The organism is Paenibacillus sp. JJ-100, assembly GCF_948329825.1.
Taxonomy (GTDB): Bacteria; Bacillota; Bacilli; order Paenibacillales; family Paenibacillaceae; genus Paenibacillus.
Genome location: NZ_CAOJCM010000002.1, coordinates 25,730 through 46,492, shown reverse-complemented (window position 1 = coordinate 46,492; position 20,763 = coordinate 25,730). Strand labels below are relative to the sequence as shown.

Here is a 20,763-nt window from a genome sequence, read left to right as displayed (position 1 = left end):
ATGAACGAGGTTAATGAATTTAAGCAGAAATTCAGGCATTTTTCCAAGCGATGTACAGAGGATTATCTCATTCGTTATGCCAATAAGGGATTATATAAAAGAGCGCTCAAAGAGCTCGATCAAGGTGTGATTGTTCAGTATATCTGGGATGAAGCATCTGTGAGTTGCCAACTAAGTGAGGGTACGGAATGTACCCTCTATACCACGCTGGATGAATGGCAGTGTTCTTGCCCATCGGACAACATCTGCAAGCATGTACTGATTGCCATTCTCTATGACCAGCGACAGCAATCCATTGAAAGTGATGTTAATCCTGCTCTTCATGATATCACTGATCCTGAACATGCTAATGATGTAGCTATCTCTCTAGATATTCCTGCGTCTTCGTTACCGCCTAAGAATGAAGATGCATCGGCTGTTGTCTATGTAACGTCTGAGGATTGCGAAGGGGATAAAGTTGACGAGGAGAAACATCTTCCTCAGGATAGAGAGTCCATTCATGAGGCTACAGAGTCAACTCATACTCGCTATACTCATTCTGGCTATGGACGGAACCATCGTCCGCTTGAAGAAGATGTACGTTTTCGCTGGATGCTGGAAGCGGATCTTACGCCAATCATTAAATCTTATACTTCAACGATGATTGAAGAAGTTGTTTTCCGGTTGCGCTATCCGGAAAAGATTCATATTACGGAGGACACGCTTCTAACTGTTCATCTGAAAAGTCAGGATACTGAGGTATCCTTCACGGAAGAACCTAATCTAAGCAAAGCTTTATGCAAGTTAAAGCAGACTGCCGGAAAAATGGCCAAGCTTGAAACGTTGCTGCGGTATCGAATGTTGCATGGTTTGGACGACATGGAAGCTTTAGGTGTACGTGCGTACGAGCCGAAATTCTCGCTACAAACCGTGCGCGAATGTCGTGCACTCTTGGCAGGAATGCTCAAGACAGGGCTTGCCAGACTGCCACAATCCTATAGCGCGCAGCTGGAAACGCTGGCGATTGCTGCACATGGCGGTAACCTTCCAGATATTGAACGTAGTTTGCGCGGGATACAGGGAGAGCTGGAGCTTTTTTTCAAGCGGCATGTGCGTTTCTCTATGCAGACAATGCTGGATCGGATCAGTAAGCTCTATCTTGCATTAGAGGTGCTTGTTCAAGGCGAAGTAACTGGTAGACAGCAGAGTCAGTTGATTGGTAGTTTTCGAAGCAAGTATTTTACCGTTCCATCTCTTCATCTCTACGGGCTGGGTGCCGATTCGTGGGAAACCCGATCAGGCTACCGCGGTATCACGTATTATTTCTATTGCTTCGATGATGGAGAAATCTATACGTACAGTGATGTGCGTGCGATCTACTATGAAGATCAAGAGTTCTCGTTTGCAGAGCATTATGCCGCGTTTACGCCATGGCTGCCAAGTCTGACGTTTAATCAATTTACGGGAGAAGAGGTTTTGTTTCGGTCGGTCAAAGTGAATGAAGAGCGACGTATATCATCTAGCGATGGAGCGAAACTGACCATTCTGCCGCGGACGAATGTGACTGAGATTAATTTTGGAACGTATCAGATGGATATATCGTCCGCACTTCAGCAGCAGCTCGATGTCTTAGGCTTATTCGCAGAACCGAAAGAACGGTTGGCTTTAATTGAAGTAGCCCGAATTGTAGAACATTCCTATAATAAGCAAACGCAGGATCTGATTCTTACAGTTGAAAATACAGAGGGGCAGCAGTTGCCCCTTACACTTCCTTACTCATCCGATTGGCAGTCTATGATCAACAGACTGGAGTCGGGATGGGGTACTCAGAAGCTTGAGCAGTTCTATGCGTTTGTCCGAGTAGAAGCGAAACGCTTCAGTCCGATCAGCTTCTTGAAAGGTGAAGCACTGCTCAGTTTGAAGCTGGATTCCGGTAGTGGAAGGATGGGACGACTTGGAAGAAAATAATGCATTAATCCAACAGTTATCAGCATGGTCAGAGGAAATGATGCTTCGGGGCGTCTCTCAGTTCACCATTCGTGATGTTCAACTGCTGGAGCAGCTCATCCGTGATGCACAACGATTGCAGATGCATTTCCTGCACGAATTAATCAGTAGTGTGCTGGAGGCGGGACGACGCGTTGCGCTTGGGGAAGGACAAGATCATGAGGAACGACTACTGGATCAGTATTGCCGCCTGGCTCAATATGTACAGATCAGTGTGAAAACACAGGGTTAAACAAGCGGGGTATTACTCCTAACTGTAGTCTTAAAATGAAGTTTAGCCCTGATTATCAGAATGAGATGAAGCAATAAGTATACTTTTCATACTAAAAAGCTGAAGTCAGAATGTGCTTTCTTTCTATTTCAAGAAATGTAAATGTATAATGAAATGAATGTAGCGGCCCTAGTTGGCCGCTGTTTTCATTCCATCCATCTTGACTGCTTGATAGTACGTGTCATTATCTTGTACTGAAATATACTCGGTTGTGTCGATATTTTTTACTTTAAATAATCTGGTCCCTTTTTTGTACTTGTTGGAGAAGAGATTCGGTAATTCATCACTTTCATCTGTAGAATGTTTTTTAATTATTCCTATTTCGATCTCCACTTCAGTTTCACTAACCTTTTCATTGGTCACTTTGTAAACGCCATGATCCCACGTTACAACATCGAATGCCCAACTTTGAAGTTCATTATGACCCGAGTTTGAGCAGGCCACAAGGAATAACATGAAAGTCAGTATAAGAGTAAATCCTCTTTTCACAAAAAATTCCTCCATTATAACATTTATAACATTGGATATTGAGATTTCTCACTCGTACAAGATAAGACAAAACTGAACTAGCTGGTGAACTTGTCAGATGGGCAAGTAGGCGATACATATGGCGATACATATGGTTATAGATTTGTGTATATCATTTACTGACGAGAATCTATACAAATTTCAATTGATTATACCCACTTTTACAAAAGGGACGGGACAGTCTTATGTAAAAATCGTTTGATAACATATCCATAATATTACAGAAAGTGTGATTAAGTGTCCATTAAAATGGATGCGTTCATTAGAGATAATTGAGTTCTCTCATACTCTATATAGGATTCCTCAGAGGTTAACCATCTAAGTGACTCTTGTAGAGCAGTATAGGAAGCATTTTCGTGTCATATCTCTAGTTATGAAGCATACCATTAGGCGAATGCGGTCATAAGGGAGGAAGCGGAGATGTCGATGAGTGAACCGCTATTACTACAAATTGTGAATCAACATATTCCGGTGGGTGCAACGGTTATTACCATTGATAAGCCGGTTCAACATCCGGCTGTGTATGCGGCTGATCTTACAGGCGATGGCATGCCTGAGATTGCAGCAGTTTACCAGTTAAATAGTGAGCTGTATCTGCTTATTTTAAAATTTGTACAAGGGTATTGGATCAAGATGGCTCTGACAAAAGGGATGGGTTATGGTGTTACTCTGTTAACAGCATCGCCAGTAACTTCAACGGCAAGAAATAATCTTATTGTGGGCTGGCAGATTGGAGCGATTTGGTCCAAACTTGCAGTGTATGAATGGACAGAATCCGGGCTCACGGATATTGCTCCAGATGATTTGTATTACAGTTATGCCGACATTATTGATATACCTGGTACACAAGGACGAGATGGCAAAGTCGAGATTGCACTATGGATACATGATACCGGGGAAGCCTATCGGGTGGAGATTATTCGGTGGCAGCAAGGACAGTGGGTTCCAGCCACGGATGTATACCATGCTTACTATCCTAAGGTGGTAAAATACTACGAACAATTAACTAAGCATTATCCCGACTATGTATTTTACTGGTATTACCTTGCGGATGCTCAATATCATGCCGGGTTTTACCCAGCAGCGCTCACTTCGGTTCAGAAAGCGCTGAGCTTTCCAGAAGCGTATCCTTCGAGAGAGAAGTTGCTTGAACTGGAGAAAAAGATAAAGCAGGCACTGCCTGCAACTACCAGGGGTCATGTCAGAGTCACGACATGGTTATATCCAATCTCCGTTCGAACAACAAGCGGGATTCGCTGGGGTTATATGGATGCACAAGGACATATCCGTCTAGAGCCGGTCCTGGAGGAGGCACAGGCGTTTCAGCCGAATGGATTGGCGGTCGTTGTGAAGAACGGCCGGGCTGGTGTCATTAATCTTCAAGGACAGTACGTGGTTCAACCTGTGTACGATTCCATTAATTCTTTTTCCGAAGAGCGGGCGATGGCCATTAATTCTCAAGGGTTTAACATGATTAACGAGCAAGGCACAGTTCTGACCAAACGAGCTTACCCATTTATTGCAGATATGCATGAGGGTAGAGCATTATTTTACGATGATAACCCCAATCCAACCAATGGTTCATCAAGTCTCTATGGTTATCTGGATGCCTCGGGAAATGAAGTGATCCGAGCACAATTCGTGTCGGCTTATGATTTTCAGCATGGTAAAGCCGTTGTACAGATTAAAGATCAGGAATATGCTCTCATTGACCGGAACGGAAATCGACTTGCAACGTATCCATTTGCCTATGTAGGGCCGCTAGGGGATGGTTTGCTGGCTTTTCAAAAAGAATCCTCAGGCAAATATGGATACATTGATGAACGGGGCAATATTCGTATTCAGCCGAAGTTTACTTATGCACTCCCTTTTAACGGTGGGCAGGCTATTGTTAATACGTCAGATGATTATAGATCAAACTACGGTGTCATCGATATGCAGGGATCGTTTGTAATTCAACCCATCTATAACGACATTCGCGAGCTTGGCGAGCATAGGTATGCACTTGGAAAAGAAATTGATCCCCAGCAGCCATATATTGGATCGATGTATGCAATTGCTGAAATGAATGGCAGGATATTAACGGACTTTATGTATCGGAATGTAGAAAATTACAAACACGGTCTTGCTTCTGCTTCAGATGGTATTCAGACCTATCTGCTGGATTTGAGCGGTAGACCTGCTCCAGGATATCCACGTGTGACAGGGGCAGGATCCATGGAAGTAGTGGCTCCTGATCTGATTAGAGTATTTGTAGATCAACGTTTATCCTATGTGAACCGGGCTGGACAGATCATCTGGCAGCAAAATACAATCGTACCTCTGCATCCGCCTTACCTGGTACGTGAGGAGAAATACAAGCCTAACCGAGACTATCTGGTCTATTATCCCCAAGTTGGAGGATTAGCCAATCCGGCAGAGCAGGATACGTTGAATGCTAGGCTCAAGGAACTTTCCCAGGTTAAACCGATCCCCCCGGATCAGCAGCTGGATTATACGTATACGGGGGATTTTGATATTACGTTCTATCAGCAACAACTGCTTCAACTGCAATTGACTGGTTATAACTATCCAGCTGGTGCAGCGCACGGTATGCCAACGATGATCTATGCCATTATTAATCTGTCGAATGGCCAGTTGTATGAGCTGAAGGATTTGTTCAAGCCCAACAGTAACTATGTGAGGGTGTTAAGCCAGATTGTAGGGGAGCAGATCAAAAATGATCCGCAGTATTCTTATGTTTTCCCAGATACGTACACGGGCATAAGTGCGAACCAGCCCTTTTTTGTGACAGCTGATGCACTGCATCTTTATTTCAATCCTTACGATATTGCACCCTATGCTGCAGGATTTCCGACATTTACAATTCCGTTTAGCCAGATTATAGATATCATTAATACAGAAGGGTCTTTCTGGAGAGCATTTCATATGTAAATGTAACTAGGGAAAGACGAAACACATATAGAGGCCATATGTGCAGTATGGCTTCTATATTTGGGATTTGGAGGGGGAAGAGCACCATAAAAATGTAAAGTAAAACAATTGTCGTTGAATTAGAATGGATCAATGAGTAGTAGATATTAAGAGATATGAATTTGTTTTAGGAAGAGGATTGTTAAAAAAATCACAAAGTGTTGTTGGAGAAAGTCAGTCAGAAGAAACGATTTGAGTTAAATATAGATCGAAGATATGATTTATTAATGTAAATATTAATTGCACCAATATGACAAAATGGGTTCACAGATAAGATATCGTTTCTAAAAGTCGTGATATTATTGAATGAGATCTGATATGTTCAAATTTTAAAGTTTGAGTTTAAGTCACAAATCGTCTGGGAATGATGACATTAAATAAGAAATGCAATGAATTAGAGTGTATTAGCGATTTAATAAACAAACTGCATAGAGAAAAAGATAAAAAGAGATAAACGAGAAAACATGAAATCAAAGAACGAACATGTGTAAATAGGTTTAGAACCTCAGTTAAGCTTCGTAATCTTTACGACTGTTTCACAAAACTCGTATTTTGTACATATGTATATGTCTCCAAAAAGTTCCTATTCATTACTACATATTATTTGAATGGAAAAATGTTCTTATCCCTCGACATTTGTTTGCTTCAATAATAAAAAATACGACCAGCACAGTGGTCGCATATAACTCGGTTATAGTGTCTAACGATTGGGGTGCAGTTTTATTTGTCGGCTGCTACCTTGGTTTTATTGAATTATCGTTCCCCTTCAATAGAAGCACATAGTATATCTCACTAGTTTTCATACATATAATCAAAGTATGATCACCGTAACTTTTATATTTTCGAATTTTTTTTATCTACTCTTCTAAACTCCATTTTTCCTGTTGTCTTTCTACCAGTAAAATAATGCCCCTTCAAAAGGGGTTGTTCATCATCGTTTAAACTAATCCTTAACTTTGCTGTTCCATCATGATTTGGGTTAGTATCTCTATTCTCATCTGCGTCATTATAATATGTGTAACACAGATACTTACGGCCAGCCTCATCAATCCATATATCGCTTGTATAACTACTACTGAAGCTTTTATCTGTCTCAAGCGTTACCTTGATTCTGTCAAATTCATGTCTTATTTCCATACTCGTACGTATGGGCTCTACCTTTTCTCCTGTTTCTTTATCAATGTAGTCTGATTGAATTGTCCCTTCCCACCTTCCTCCGATGTAAGGTACTGTGCACAACCAGGGATGGAATAAATGTGGGAATTTCATCCATATTATTCGTTTAAACAACAGAGCCTCTATTAATAACGAAAAGCCCGCAGCACTTGCAGCCGAAGCAATTATAAAGAAGTTGTAAGGTGGACCTTTAAACAAAACAATTGTTAAGAATATCAATATACCCAAAATAATCCATATCCTCCAATATACCCTCGAGTTATACATATATCAAGATCCCCCTACTCATACTCATAAAAAATTGTGAGAGCATTGATGAATGATCTCATTTTTTCTTCAATATCGGAATTGGGACACAATAGTTTTATGCCATTTGCTTCTTTAAATGTATTTAGTGTACACCAACGGCTATTCAAGTAATCTATTAACTTAGAGAACATAAACACTTTACGATAATCTTTGTACTCCAAATAATACTCGTTTGGTACATTCCATAATAAGGATTCTAAAGCAAATGAACTAACTCCGTTCGCAGAAGAAATCCCATTTTCTTTCATCAGATAACGCATTTTTTTCATGATACGGACCATTTTTTTATAATAATGATTTGTCGAAACGTTCTTTTCTTTACCATTCTTGATGTGTTGCTCTGGATAATTTATGACTTGTTCTCCAGAATCTGCAGATATAACAATACCACCGATATAATTAGTGGGATCATCGCGATAATCTAAGCTGAAATCTTTATATCTACGACATGGTACTGCATCTGCATCTTTCCTATAAGAATTGCCATTGATTTTTATTGATTTATTCTCTCTACTTACATCGGTTCCGAATGTGTTTGTTAGCGCAATCTCAATCTCATCTTTAAAAGATTGAGGGCGAGGTTGAGCAGTTACAAATCTATAGTTCGCGTCATTGACACCCTGCCGATAATTAGTAATAAATATGTCCTCTTCCACAACTGCTATATCTACATCACTTTGAGTACGGACATTTGTGTTATTTGCATAGGAACCTTGCAAAAATATTTTTATCCTTCTATTGCTTGAAGTGGATTCTAATACTTGGTAATACGAATATGTATCAGCATACATCGGTTCTAAGCTTAAACTCTTTTCTTGAAATCCTAATGGCTTTATTGAATTAACTACCATGTTAATTGCATTCTTACATTGTTGATCCTCTGTATTACTGAGTGGTTGAGAAAAATTATTGAGCATGGTCTCGGTAAACTTCATGTGATAGCCTCCATAAATCCTCTTTTTAGGAACAAACGTTTGCTTAGATTATACATCTTATATTTCATTTAGACAATTGAGGCTTCAATTATTAGTAATGTTTATACGCCTAAAAAAACTGTATTCTCTGAATACGGTATAGAGTGGTAAATGCGCCAACCGTTGCTACGGTTTAAGCTGCCAAAGCTCGCTGGTCGTATATTCGAGAAGCTGCGCCAGAAATATTATATTGTGCATAGACATTAGTAAGAAAAAAGCATTCCCCCGACTGTTATTCTGGATAATAAATGCATCACCCTGTATCAAATGAAAAGCTCGTTTTATTCATGTATTATGACTAACCTGCATAAAACGAGCTACTTTTTTCAAAATGTACAATCGGCTGAACAGCCGTAGCCCGATTGCAAGTACGACAATACAGATAATTATTCCAAATTAATATATCCCGTACCTTTTAAGTCAGTATGATTAGTAGCCTTGCCTTTGTGCATTAAAGTACAACCACTGTTAATCGTACCCGAAATCAATTCTACATCTCCAGTGATAACTGCATTCGATTGACCAGAGAGACTTAAATAAACTCTCTTCGCATCTCCAATTACCGATAGAGAGGATTGCCCCGAGATATTAGCTTCTATAAATTGAGTATGGACAGCTGTAATCCATGATTGTCCCGAAATATTTCCTACTATGGCTGTTCCATTTGCTACCATCAGCGTGGATTGCCCACTTAAAGCGCTTTGAATATGGTTTACTTTTTTCACAAATACAACTGATCCTTGACCGGAAGAAGAAATATTTACGTAATCACAAGGTAGCTCAAGTAGGACTTTAGCTTGACCACTCAACCTTATTGTATCAACATTTAACCCTTGAGGTAGATTGAGATGGACCATGCCGTGAGGCTCATTACCATAGTTAATATTTATACCATTATCATCTTTGCGATGGACATTAAAACTGTGTTCAGACAAGTCGTATACACATTCTTCTTTAAAGGGTGCTACTTCACGATACGACAGTCCCCCAGCAGTTTGAGCTTGGCGAACAATAATTGTTCCAGAAACACTACTGTTAATGATCAATTTATTCACACTCCTGTTCTTAAACATTTTTAATTGTAGTACGACGCTAGCCTTTCAATTCTTTATCGTTTATTCCTGATCTTATTTGTCCCTACGATGATTAGGCACGATTACCGATACGAAGTAAAGACCAACTACTGGATATATTATACTTTAAAACATTTCATCATAGTTCTGAATTTTCAATAAAGTTAAATTGGAAGATATATTCCTCGCAATCATCGGTAAAAAGGAGGCGAACTAAATGGAGATGGAGACGGTAAAAAAACCACTTTTTTAACGATATGAGCGTTTACTTGGACGACCTCAGCAGTTAGTTCCGCTCTCTACATCCCTGACCTAAAGTCTAGTGATAAAACCAAAATTGAGCAGCTGCCTGATGGCAAGCTGCTCATGATAAACTACTCTTAATAACTACACCCTTTTATTAAAAAAATCATTGTGTGATCTTAACAGGCACATTAAAATCATCAACATTTATATGTCCAAAACCACCTGTCGATTCATCTACGACCTTAATATATAGCTCTTCCCCTATATATTCTGAAGCATCCCAGATTTTCCTTTGATATTCTTCATAGTTAGTTGCTGTTTCTTTAAATAACATTTTGCCGTCAGATACTCGAACAAGCGCTACATAAAGCTTGTCAATATCACGACCTCCACTGACTAGAAAGTTGATTTTACCATTCCCACCAAGAACAAAGTTCTCCGTTTTCAGCATACCCGTCAAGATATCACCACCGGCTGCCTCATTAAATCCCCATAAGTGATACCTGCCTGGGGTTTTTTGTGATGGATTGAAATAGATTGTATCCCAGAAAAACTTAGTATCGGTTACATGGGCATCCTGGAAAGCATCTCCTTCTGTGATCCAGCCTGTCAAATCACCTGTAGCAAAGTCATGGTTAGGCAGATCTGTAATATCGGTATACACGGAGTTGTCCCAGTTGTCTGGTACATCCACCGGAGCAGCCGGCTCCCCAGTTAAGGCGTTCATATTCCATACTTCCATGGATTTGATCGTGATATTCTTATCAGCCCATAACTGCAACCCCAACGAGTCATATCGTCCAACATAAACACGAGTTGTAAGCTTTTTCTTGTAATTGGCAAATGCTTCTACAACCGAACGGTCAAGGAAAATATGAAGTTTCAAATTCTCTCCGTCCAGATCGACATATCCACCTTGAATGCCATCCACACGTACATCCGGATCTATGCTGCTCTTTGTCCGATCTACATTAAAAGTCCCATTAGATTTGTTGTAGTAAATCAGTGTTTCTTCCTGGCCATTTTCAGATCTTCGTACCTTAAGCCCGAATTTTTGAGCATCTTCAGGCTCAATTTCCATGATAATTTCTAGCATGTCGCCTTTTACATTCTCAATCAATTGATTAGCGGCATCCATATTTTTGTCTGAAAAGTTAACGACCTTTTCTCCCCGAAGACTTTGCAATTCCTGAATTGGCTCAATAAGCAAGTCATCGTGCTCATCCAGGCTTAGCGAAACCGGCAATGCCAGATTATGTGCCCATCCAGCCTGATATTCTGCTTGCGGTGTTCTCACATTTTGAACCATGGAGTAAATCACGGTTCTTCCATCAGGTGTAACCATACCACTTTCGGCTGTTAAATAGCCATCGCCGACATCCATTTTAGAGGGAGACTCCTGATCAGGGATAAACTTGAAGTTTTCTCGATCCCAAGTGCCAATCCAGTAGAATACCTCTACATCTCTTTGAACATCGTTTGCAGGTGCAACGTGCTCAGGTTTTTCATGAGGATTAATCATGAATATATGTTTTTGCTTGCCCGTACTATCCTTACCTACCGGCAGTAATACCGGTAATTCCCATACCGTGCCCAGCTCCGGATAGAGGCTTCTGTCACTAACGTATAAAGGTCCCTTATACTCCCAGTTGTACATATCGTCGGACACATACACTAAAGCAGTACCGCTGCTGAAGTCTTCTAGACCGGAGGTCACTAACTGATACCACTTATCTACCTCTTCGTCGTACCATACAAATGGATCCCGAAACTCATTGTGGATGCCATTTCCATTCTGCTCTGTAACTGGTACGGGATGCTTTGCCCATTGTTCCAGATTGGGGTCGGACAAATCAACAGGCGTTGCCAGGCCTGTTCTTTGGTTCGGTGACAAGGAGTCATTGCCAGCGGTATAAAAAAGAACTGGATTGCCGTCTCGATCATACGATGCACTACCTGACCATGCGCCATCCGGATCAAGTGTACCCGCTTCGGGAGCAAGAGCTGGCCTTACATTTTCCCAATGTACCATATCGTCACTCACCCAATGCCCCCAGTGAATCTGATGCCAGTATGGACCTTGCGGGTTGTGTTGATAAAATAAATGGTATTTTCCGTTATAGTAAATTGGTGCATGCGCTTCATTCATCCAGTTTTGCGGAGGCATCGCATGATACTGTGGGCGATGCTGATCACCGTCAAACACACTTGGGTCCTCGTCAATATCACCATTTGGAATTTCCGGGATCAAATTGCTATGAAGAGTCTTAACACTCTCATATTCAGCAAGAATCTCTTGTTGGGAAAGAGCTTTATTTTGCAGTTTCACCTCATCAATAAGTCCGGAAAACATGTTATAAGAAAACAGTCCTGCCAGCTCTACGGGTTTATTATTCTTACCGATGATCAAACTTTCTGACGATGGTGTAATCGGAAGGTTGACAGGGGTAGTTTGGGAAGCAACCTCCTCACCGTTCAGGTACAGCTTTATCTTTCCATCCTTTTTGTCGAACGTGGTTGCTACATAATTCCACTTGAATTTCTCGAGTGGATGATCTTTGACCCATACCTGAATCCACTGGCCACCTATTCCGAGCTGCATGGACCATGAACCATGTCGGTACATGCCTAGGGCAAAACCTTCCGCTTTGTCTTGGTTGGACTGGTTTACAATGGCGGACAGCTTGTTTCCGTCTCCCCATTCGTAACTGCGTGGTGCTACCCAAGCTTCAATTGTTAATGCATCGCCTACTGAAACGACATCCTTTGCGTCAACCTCGATTTCATTTGAATAACCATCAAACAATAGAGCACTGCCCTTAACTCCACGCGGAGTCCATCTCGGATCCTTGGAGGACAAATATCTGGCATCGTTAAATACATAGCGCACCTCATGCTCAAGGTTGGTCACTTCCTCACGCGCCTTGATTCCTGAGCCCTCATCAAAGTTCATGTAGAAAATGACGCCCTTAGCACGAGCTTGGAAAGCATCGACGGCTATACTCGCTTCACTAGATTGATCTACAACCTTGATATAGAGCTTTTTATTATAATACTCATGCGCTTTCCAAGAAACTTTCTCGTTATTGTTCAAATTACCTGTTTTCATGAGTAATGCATCATTGCTTGCATCATAGAGTCCGACGTAAGCGTCTTCAGAGCTGCCTTCGATATTCAAAATAGTGAATGTAATGGTTCCCGTGCCCTGCAGCGTAAATGGATTGGAGGTAATGTTACCCTGTTCTTCCACAGATGACTTGGCATAGAAATCCCCTTCCTTGCCAGTGAGCGCTTCGTCAGTCACTTGAAAAGCATCGCCTTCCACACTCCAACCTTCCAAATTTCCAGTTTCAAAACTGGGATTCTCAATTTCGGTCGGCATAATGTTCTCTGCCATGACACCTTCTGTAGGTACAATTTCGTGAAAGGTGTGAAAGGCATCCGCGAATATGACTCCCCAATCGGATTGCCCATTATCGACGATCTCCACATACAGATCTTTGCCTATATACTTAGAGAGATCGGCTTTATATTGTTCCATATTCGCAAGCCTCAGTCCCTGGGCCGGATCAGGAAACCCGGATTCGTTGAATTCGGTGTTTCCGTACCTGGCTATTAAATCCCCTGTGTCCGCATCGATCACGCTCACGTATACTTGATCCGGATGCTTACCTCCGCCCATTCTGAAGGTAATCCAGCCTGTTCCACCCAGCTCAAATGTGCTGGAACGAAGCTTACCTGTCGCAGTCTCGTTATACTTCAAACCATTTAAATGATACGTGTCTTCCTGATTATACGGGATTTGTTCCGTCCAATAGGTTGTTTCGTCGGATATGCTATCCGGACCAAATGCTTCGCCTTCTACAATCGTCCAACCTGTTAAGTTCCCGGTTTCAAAACCGGGATTTTGAATCTGATAGCGCTCGAAGTCAGGCTTGATATCTTGGGCTGGAATACCTTCTGCCGGCTCTGCTTCATGGTACATAAAGAAAGCATCCGCAAATACCACTCCCCAGTCTGCGGTTGCCTGATCGACAATCTCCACATACAAATTCTTGCCCAAATGTTCGGATAGATCCGCCTTATACTGCTCCATATTAGCAAGTCTCATGCCCTGGTCAGGATCTGGGAAGCCCATATCGGCGAAAGCACTGTTACCGTATCTGGCAATAACTTGCCCTGTGTCAGCTTCCACGATATTCACATATATCTTGTTGGAATTTTCACCTCCGCCAAGCTTGAAGCTGATCCAGCCACTTCCGCTTAGTTCAAAGGTACTGGAACGAAGTACACCGGTCTCCGCTTCGTCCACTCTCCAACCATTTAAATGGTACTCACCTTCCTGGTTATACGGTATTTGTTCTGCCCACCATGTGGTTTCATTGGATACGCTGTTTGCACCGAAAGCATTTCCTTTGACTATGGTCCACCCTGCCATATCTCCAGTCTCAAAACCAGGATTTTCAATTTGGTAAACCGAATCCGTAACTGATATGTTCACGTCTTTTTTTGTGGAGAGTGCTTGTTCTGCTTCTTCTGCTGCAAAAGATATTTCAGGAGCAATAAGCTGGAGAAGAAGTGTCCATATAACGAATCGAATGGTCCACTTTGTCCTTGTATTGTTATTTCTCATATAAGAGCCTCCTATATCATTTGGAATCTCTATAACATTCGACAGCTCCTCTTATAACAAGGATGAATAGCCATAATGTAAGAAAGGAGTACAAAGGAAATACTTCACAAAAGCACTCGTTTTACCAAATCGAATTCATCTCCCATATGTCCAGCGATTTAACGAACAGTTCTCCATCTCCCCAGATTTCAAGGCCCACAGCATCCTTACGACTCGGATACACCCGGGTCGTCAGACTCTTTAAGCCGTTGGCATAAGCTTCAACCATCGAGCGGTCCAAATAAATGTGTAGTTTCAAATTCTCCTCCAGAAGGTCCAGCTTACCACCCTGAACTCCGTTACATTTTTCCCCTGGATGAATTGTGGTTTTTGTACGATCTACAGCAAATATAAACTCATTTTTATCATAAAATAGCAGCGTTTCTTCTTCTCCATCCGGTGTACGGCGGATCTTAATTCCGAATTTTTTGGCACTCCTCGGTTCCATTTCCAATTGAATTTCAAGCATGTCGCCTTGAACACCTTGAAGGAAATCATTTGCTTCAGTCAGTGATTTATCATTAAACGAAATTAACTTCGCACCCCGCAATAGTCGAAGCTCCTCAATCGGCTCGATTCCAAGCCGTCCGTCATCCCGCAAATATACGCTTAAAGGTAAGCCGCCATTATGAGCCCATCCCGATTTAAATTCCAAGTCGGACGTTCGATCACCCTGAGCTATTGTGAATATGATCTTCCTTCCTGTCTTCGGATCAACCATTCCGCTCGGACCCGTGAAATGGAAGTCACCCACATCAATCAACTGAGGCTCCTCTTGGTCGGGAGTGAACGATAAATTTTGCTTGTTAAACTGACCGATCCAATAGAACACCTCGACATCGGCTCCTTGTCCTACAGGACTCACGAGCAGGAGGTGTTTGTTCTCCCCTTGCTTGTTACTACCGAGTGGAAGAAGCACAGGAAGCTCCCAGATCGGACCAAGATAAGGAAACTTCTGAATGTCTGCTTTAAATAATGGCCCTTTGTACGTCCAATTCAACATATCATGTGAGACAAAGGCCAGGGCTGCTCCACCTTCGCCTTCCATTCCCGACCCCACCAAAGCAAACCAGTGGTTGTCTTCCTGCCATACGTACGGATCCCGGAAATCACCGAATGCACCCATGCCTTCTTTTTGCACAATTAACGGCTCCGGATGTTTAACCCAATGAACCAGATCCGGTTCCCTATCCTGAAGATAAGTGCTTCGTGCAAGTGCTACACTCTGATTCGGCGAAGCGCTATCATTTCCCGCCGTAAAAAATAAGACAGGCAGACCGTCTGCATCATATGCTGCACTCCCCGACCAAATCCCGTCCGGGGCGAGTGGATCTTTTTCAGGGGCAAGGGCCACAGGAAGATCCCGCCAATGAACGAGATCCTTACTAACCCAATGTCCCCAGTGAATCTGATGAAAATATGGCCCAAGGGGGTTATGCTGATAGAATAAGTGATATTGCCCGGCAAAATAGATCGGTGCATGAGGCTCATTCATCCAATGAGCTGGTGGACTGACATGGTACTGCGGTCTATGTCGATCCGATAGCAGCGGTGTCCGATCTAGTTTGATTTCTTCATACGATAATTCAGGGTGTTCTCCTCCATGGCTGGTATTCAACACATCTCGATAAGATTTCGCCACTTCTTCCTCGCTTAATGCCCGGTTATAGATGTTGAGTTCGTCAAGGATACCGCTAAACATGTGAAGGCTGAATCTCTCAGCCAACAGGCTGCTGTGATTATTCTTACCAATGAGCAGTTCCGTGTCCATCGCTTGGGCTATACGGGAACCACAAGGAATTTCTGTAGAAGCGATTTCACTGCCGTTTAAATATAGCTTCATCTTTCCTTGGTTCCCATCAAATACAGCATTCACGTAAGACCACTCGTTCTTGGGCAACTCATAACCGTCCGGTGACCAAACTTCCTTCCAACATCCTCCTTCAAGACCGACTTGAAAGGACCAGGAGCCGTGACGATACATCCCGAGTAGAAAACCTTGGTTACGATCTTTATTGTGGTGATTCACAATGGCAGCCAGCTTACCATCAGAGCCCCATTCATAAGAGCGTGGCGCTACCCAAACTCCTAAACTGAGAGCCCCTCCACTTTCTAAATTTCCATATGAAGATTCACCTTTGAAGGAATGGGAAATATAAGTCGAGTATCCATCGAAAAGGAGCCCTTTTCCCCTCACTCCTTGTCTCCATTGGGGATCACGGGATTCAGAAAACTCCGCTTGTCGAAGAACATACTCGATCTCATCGTTTGCTTGCGAAACGCTCTCTAGAGTATTAATCCCTGAACCTTCATCGAAGGCCCAGGACATCAATAAACCTTGATTATCAGATGTTTTGCTCATACGTCCCTCCTCCCTGATACCTGCTCTTTAAGCTGCTCTCGAAGGTGAATGGATTGGAGAGTAACTATATGAAGAGAGTCTAGTATCACTTGTCCTGATTTTACATGAATTGAAATCGTATCCATCGAAGCATCCGGGAAAATCTGGTCGGTTAATACAACCAGGCCTTCGTTCCCGTATACTTCAATCGCGTTTCGATCCAGCCAAAAATGCAGCTTAATCTTTCCATTCTCCGGTTTCATGCTGGCACCATGCTTGATTGGAAATGCGGAGTGGAAGTCAGTCAGGCCCGACTTCGAGCGGTCGATAAATAACCATTGGCGTACAGGATCATATCCAATAATCGTTTCATTTCCCCCGGCGGATTTCATAACGATATGAACCTCGCCACTAGACCCCATACCCATGTCCGCTATTATCTCCATTAAATCATGGCTAGTCTTTTGGCTGAACGGCGTCTCCGGTGTAATTTTAAGATCAGACCAGTTCAAGGAATCATTTCGTAACTGCTCTATTTCCCGGACAGGCATTTGGATTAAAACCACGCCTTCATCCCTGCTGGTCAAAGACAACGCTCGAGGAAGAGTCATGGACCCTCGCCAGGAATCGGTCGGTGTGTCGTTGGCATATTTCCAATTACTCATCCAGCCGATCATTACTCGTCGTCCGTCTTGTTCCGGTATATCTGACCAGGTAACCCCTGCATAATTGTCCCGACCATAATCTAACCACAGAATATGATCAGCTGAATTGTCATTGATGAATGTATACCCATCAAATTCTCCAATAAAGTATTGGGTGCGTGAACCTTCCGGACATGCAGGATTGTCTCCAATGCTTATGATAAGCACCCATTTGGTGTGCCCGGTGTCATCGATTTGTAATTCAAATAGATCTGGGCACTCCCATACCCCATCGTGCGAGCCTTCTTCATGTCCGAATTCCCCTGTCAGTGACCATTCAAGCAAATTCTCCGAGCAGTAGAAGCGAACATGGTCTCCCGCAACAATAGCCATAACCCACCGCTCACTTTCGGCATGCCAGAACACTTTAGGGTCGCGAAAATCAATCAGATCAGGTTCAGCGAGAACCGGATTCTCTGCATACTTATGCCAAGTACGGCCTTTATCGCTACTGTATGCCAAGCTTTGCCTCTGCCTGGGCTGCCCACTTTCTGGATTTGTGTCTGCATGCGTAAAAATGGCTACTAATCCGTGAGAACCGTTGAAGAGACCGCTACTATTATTCCAATCCACGACACAGCAACCAGAAAAAATAGCTCCATGTTCATCTGGGAATAATGCGATAGGTTCATGTTGCCAGTGAATCAGATCTTGGCTTATGGCATGCCCCCAATGCATCGGTCCCCAATGATTACTGTAGGGGTGGTATTGATAAAATAGATGATACTCTCCTTCGTAATAAACTAATCCGTTCGGGTCATTTAACCAGTGGGAAGGAGGCGAAAAATGAAATCCGGGTCTCCAACTATCATGATTGAGCTGTTTAGATTCCACCATTTTATTTATCTCATTTGTCGTCGGCATTGATTGAAGAGCTCCCTTCCGTGTGGTTACTAATGCCCCACCGGCATTAGCAAATATCAAAGTGCTGTAGATTTGGTCCTGTGTTATCTGACTTAATGGCATTTCACTTTCGAGTAACTTAAATAGCAAACAACCCATAAAAGCATCACCAGCACCTGTTGTGTCGACGGCTTGCACTGAGAAACCTGGTATATATCCTTCGTGTGCAGGCAGTCTGTAGTAGCAACCTTTTTCGGCTAAGGTGACGACAATGACGGTGATACCAAATTGCTGCTGCAGTTCTAAAGCTCCTTTTTCAATGTTAGTTGTACCCGTAATAAAAGAAAGTTCTTCTTCCGATATCTTCAGGATGTCCGTATATTTCATTCCCCAAAGGATATTTTGTTTTGCTTCCTCTTTAGTCTCCCATAGCGAGAACCGAATGTTCGGATCGTAAGAAAGCAATGCGCCAGCCTCTTTGGCCTTCACCACAGCAGTTCTTGTTGCAGTACGTGCAGGCTCATGGGTCATCGACAAGGATCCAAAATGCAATAATCTACAATGTTCAACTTGCTTTAGAGGGACATCTTGCAAGCTCAAAAACGTATCCGCTCCTGGCTTCCGGTAGAAACTGAACGATCGGTCTCCTTTTTCATCTAAATGAACAAATGCAAGCGTTGTATTGGCTTGGCTAGTAAAGGACAGTCCTGATACGTCCACTCCCTTGTTCAGTAAAGTTTCATGCAGTAGCGAGCCGAAACGATCCTCTCCCACCTTGCTAATGAATGCCGTTTTAACTCCCAATTCAGATAACGCCACGGCTACGTTAGCGGGGGCTCCTCCAGGATTGCATTCAAACTGTTCGTTGCCTCCTGCTGAAGGTTCAGCAGGAGTAAAGTCTATCAATACTTCTCCAATGGCAATGACATCAAGCACAGTTCTCTCCACCCATCGTATGATAATCTACTTATTTAAATTTGCATTATAACGATCGAGCCCATTTTGATAGATTTCCATCAGTTCGTTCAGGCCCATTTTCTCCAGCGTTTTCACATATCTGTCCCACTGTTCTTCCACGCCGCCATCAACAATGAATTTACCGCGTTGAGTGTTCACATATTTTATGAGTTCCGATTCAATCCGATTGATTTTGTCTAGCTCGTCAGGTTCAAAGAAGATGCTAGGGTAGTTTTCCTTTTCCATGTAAGGATCGTAATAGGTTTCTAAATCTTTAGCACGCTGCTGGGCACGAGGTTCCATATCCACCACTTTTCCGAAGTCATCAATGGTTATGATACCGGGTCCTCCTGTGCCTGGAGCCACTTTTTGACGATATTCTCCTGCAGAGATTCCTTCAGGTAGCGGCAAGTTTACCAATTTTCCATTCTCGTCCTTTTTAAACACTACATCCAGTGGTCCCCAGTGAATTTGTGCTGCCATATAGGGTTCATACTGCTGATCGATCCATCGCATCGTAATCTCAGGATTTTGGTTTTCTTTTGTAATTACGAATGCACCACGACCGGGACCACCGCCATTGCTCCGCCCGATCGTTTGTGCACCATCAGGTCCTTTTAATGGTGACAGCAACGCATAATCCTGACCTCGTTCTGTTCCCACAACCTCTTCCTTCTCCCACCAGATGTAGGAACCGAGCGTTTCCTCCGTTGTTTTCCCCTTGGCCAGATACTGCGCCGCGTCCTGAGTGAAGGACTCAGGGTCAATCAGGCCCTGCTTATACCATTTTTCATTGAAGTATTTAAGCGCTTCCTTGTATTCTGGCTGAGTTGCTGTAAAAATGACTTTACCATCCCGTACAACACGGTGCTCCAGGTTATCCGGAAGTCCAAACGCTCCGAAAATTCCCGCTATATCCATGCACCACTGCATATGCATAAAACTTAAAGGAATCTCATCGGCTTTACCGTTTCCGTTTGGATCCTGGCTCTTAAAAGCAACCAGTGCTTCCGTGTATTCATCCAAAGTCTGTGGCATATCCAATCCTAATTTATCGAGCCATTTTTTATTGATTACGTGGAAGAAGGGATTGGTCCCCAGATTATTCTCTTCCCAAGAAGGTAACCCGTAAATATGTCCATCCGGTGCTGTGATTGCAGACCTGATATCAGGCCGATTTTCTAAAAGCGCTTTCAGATTAGGTGCATATTGATTTATTAAATCTTCCAACGGAATGATGGTTCCATCTTTACCGTAATTAATTAGTTCATAATCCGTAAATCCCGCCCCGTAAAATGCATCCGGTAAATTTCCACTGGCCAGTAACAAATTCTTTTTCTCTGTAAAGTCGGTATCAGGGATATTCTCCCATTCGATCTTCACGTTGGTTTGCTCTTCGAGCCGTTTGAAGATCTCCATTTGCGAATACTCCGGTGCCAGTGCGGCTTTTGGAGATATCATTTTCAAAGAAATTTCTTCTTCAACAATCGGAAGTCCCGTTTTGTTAAAAGAGATAGCCTGATTGGAATGATTGGTGCTGCCATTGTTTCCTGAGCATCCGCTTATGACAATGGCACCAGATATGATTAAAATCCCCGCACCTTTAAATACTAATTTCATCGTATGAACCTCCCTAAGAACTTTTCTCTCATCAAGTACATCTAGAACATGACTTTATCTGAACTTTGCCGTACATCCCTCCTCTCAAGT

The 20,763-nt window shown here is 42.7% G+C and carries 11 protein-coding genes; 3 read left to right on the top strand and 8 right to left on the bottom strand.

Annotation, left to right across the window (positions count from 1 at the left end):
• Both PQG66_RS06815 and PQG66_RS06810 read left to right on the top strand, forming a co-directional pair.
• Positions 1-1,947 carry an SWIM zinc finger family protein gene (locus PQG66_RS06815; RefSeq protein WP_272036626.1) on the top strand — a complete coding sequence of 649 codons (1,947 nt, stop codon included), beginning with the start codon at positions 1-3 and terminating at the stop codon, positions 1,945-1,947.
• Positions 1,934-2,218, top strand: a complete 285-nt coding sequence (locus PQG66_RS06810; RefSeq protein WP_272036624.1) for a hypothetical protein — start codon at positions 1,934-1,936, stop codon at positions 2,216-2,218. The genes PQG66_RS06815 and PQG66_RS06810 overlap by 14 nt, the downstream gene beginning before the upstream one ends.
• A 168-nt stretch (positions 2,219-2,386) precedes the next feature.
• Here the strand turns inward: PQG66_RS06810 and PQG66_RS06805 are convergent, their stop codons facing one another.
• Complete coding sequence (locus tag PQG66_RS06805) at positions 2,387-2,746, bottom strand: hypothetical protein (RefSeq protein WP_272036622.1); 360 nt, start codon at positions 2,744-2,746, stop codon at positions 2,387-2,389.
• Between the two features lie 459 nt (positions 2,747-3,205).
• Here PQG66_RS06805 and PQG66_RS06800 point away from each other — a divergent pair, with 459 nt between their 5' ends.
• Entirely contained in the window at positions 3,206-5,719 is a 2,514-nt protein-coding gene (locus PQG66_RS06800; protein ID WP_272036620.1) for a WG repeat-containing protein, read from the top strand.
• An 873-nt stretch (positions 5,720-6,592) separates the two neighbouring features.
• On the opposite strand, the gene PQG66_RS06795 is transcribed toward PQG66_RS06800, so the two are convergent.
• The 7 genes from PQG66_RS06795 to PQG66_RS06765 form a co-directional block, all read right to left on the bottom strand.
• Positions 6,593-7,201, bottom strand: a complete 609-nt coding sequence (locus tag PQG66_RS06795; protein ID WP_272036618.1) for a hypothetical protein — start codon at positions 7,199-7,201, stop codon at positions 6,593-6,595.
• A 14-nt stretch (positions 7,202-7,215) separates the two neighbouring features.
• Entirely contained in the window at positions 7,216-8,178 is a 963-nt protein-coding gene (locus PQG66_RS06790) for a nucleotidyltransferase domain-containing protein (protein WP_272036616.1), read from the bottom strand.
• A gap of 425 nt (positions 8,179-8,603) precedes the next feature.
• Positions 8,604-9,263, bottom strand: coding sequence for a hypothetical protein (locus PQG66_RS06785; RefSeq protein ID WP_272036614.1), 660 nt, complete (start codon positions 9,261-9,263; stop codon positions 8,604-8,606).
• A gap of 436 nt (positions 9,264-9,699) precedes the next feature.
• A complete protein-coding gene (locus PQG66_RS06780) occupies positions 9,700-14,169 on the bottom strand; it encodes a GH32 C-terminal domain-containing protein (RefSeq protein WP_272036612.1) in 4,470 nt (1,489 codons plus the stop codon).
• A 121-nt stretch (positions 14,170-14,290) separates the two neighbouring features.
• The gene (locus PQG66_RS06775) at positions 14,291-16,570 is read right to left on the bottom strand and encodes a GH32 C-terminal domain-containing protein (RefSeq protein WP_272036610.1); all 2,280 of its coding nucleotides are present in this window, start codon (positions 16,568-16,570) and stop codon (positions 14,291-14,293) included.
• The gene (locus tag PQG66_RS06770) at positions 16,567-19,032 is read right to left on the bottom strand and encodes a PfkB family carbohydrate kinase (RefSeq protein ID WP_272036608.1); all 2,466 of its coding nucleotides are present in this window, start codon (positions 19,030-19,032) and stop codon (positions 16,567-16,569) included. The genes PQG66_RS06775 and PQG66_RS06770 overlap by 4 nt, the downstream gene beginning before the upstream one ends.
• A 27-nt stretch (positions 19,033-19,059) precedes the next feature.
• Entirely contained in the window at positions 19,060-20,673 is a 1,614-nt protein-coding gene (locus PQG66_RS06765; protein WP_272036606.1) for an ABC transporter substrate-binding protein, read from the bottom strand.
• Between the last annotated feature and the right edge of the window lie 90 nt (positions 20,674-20,763).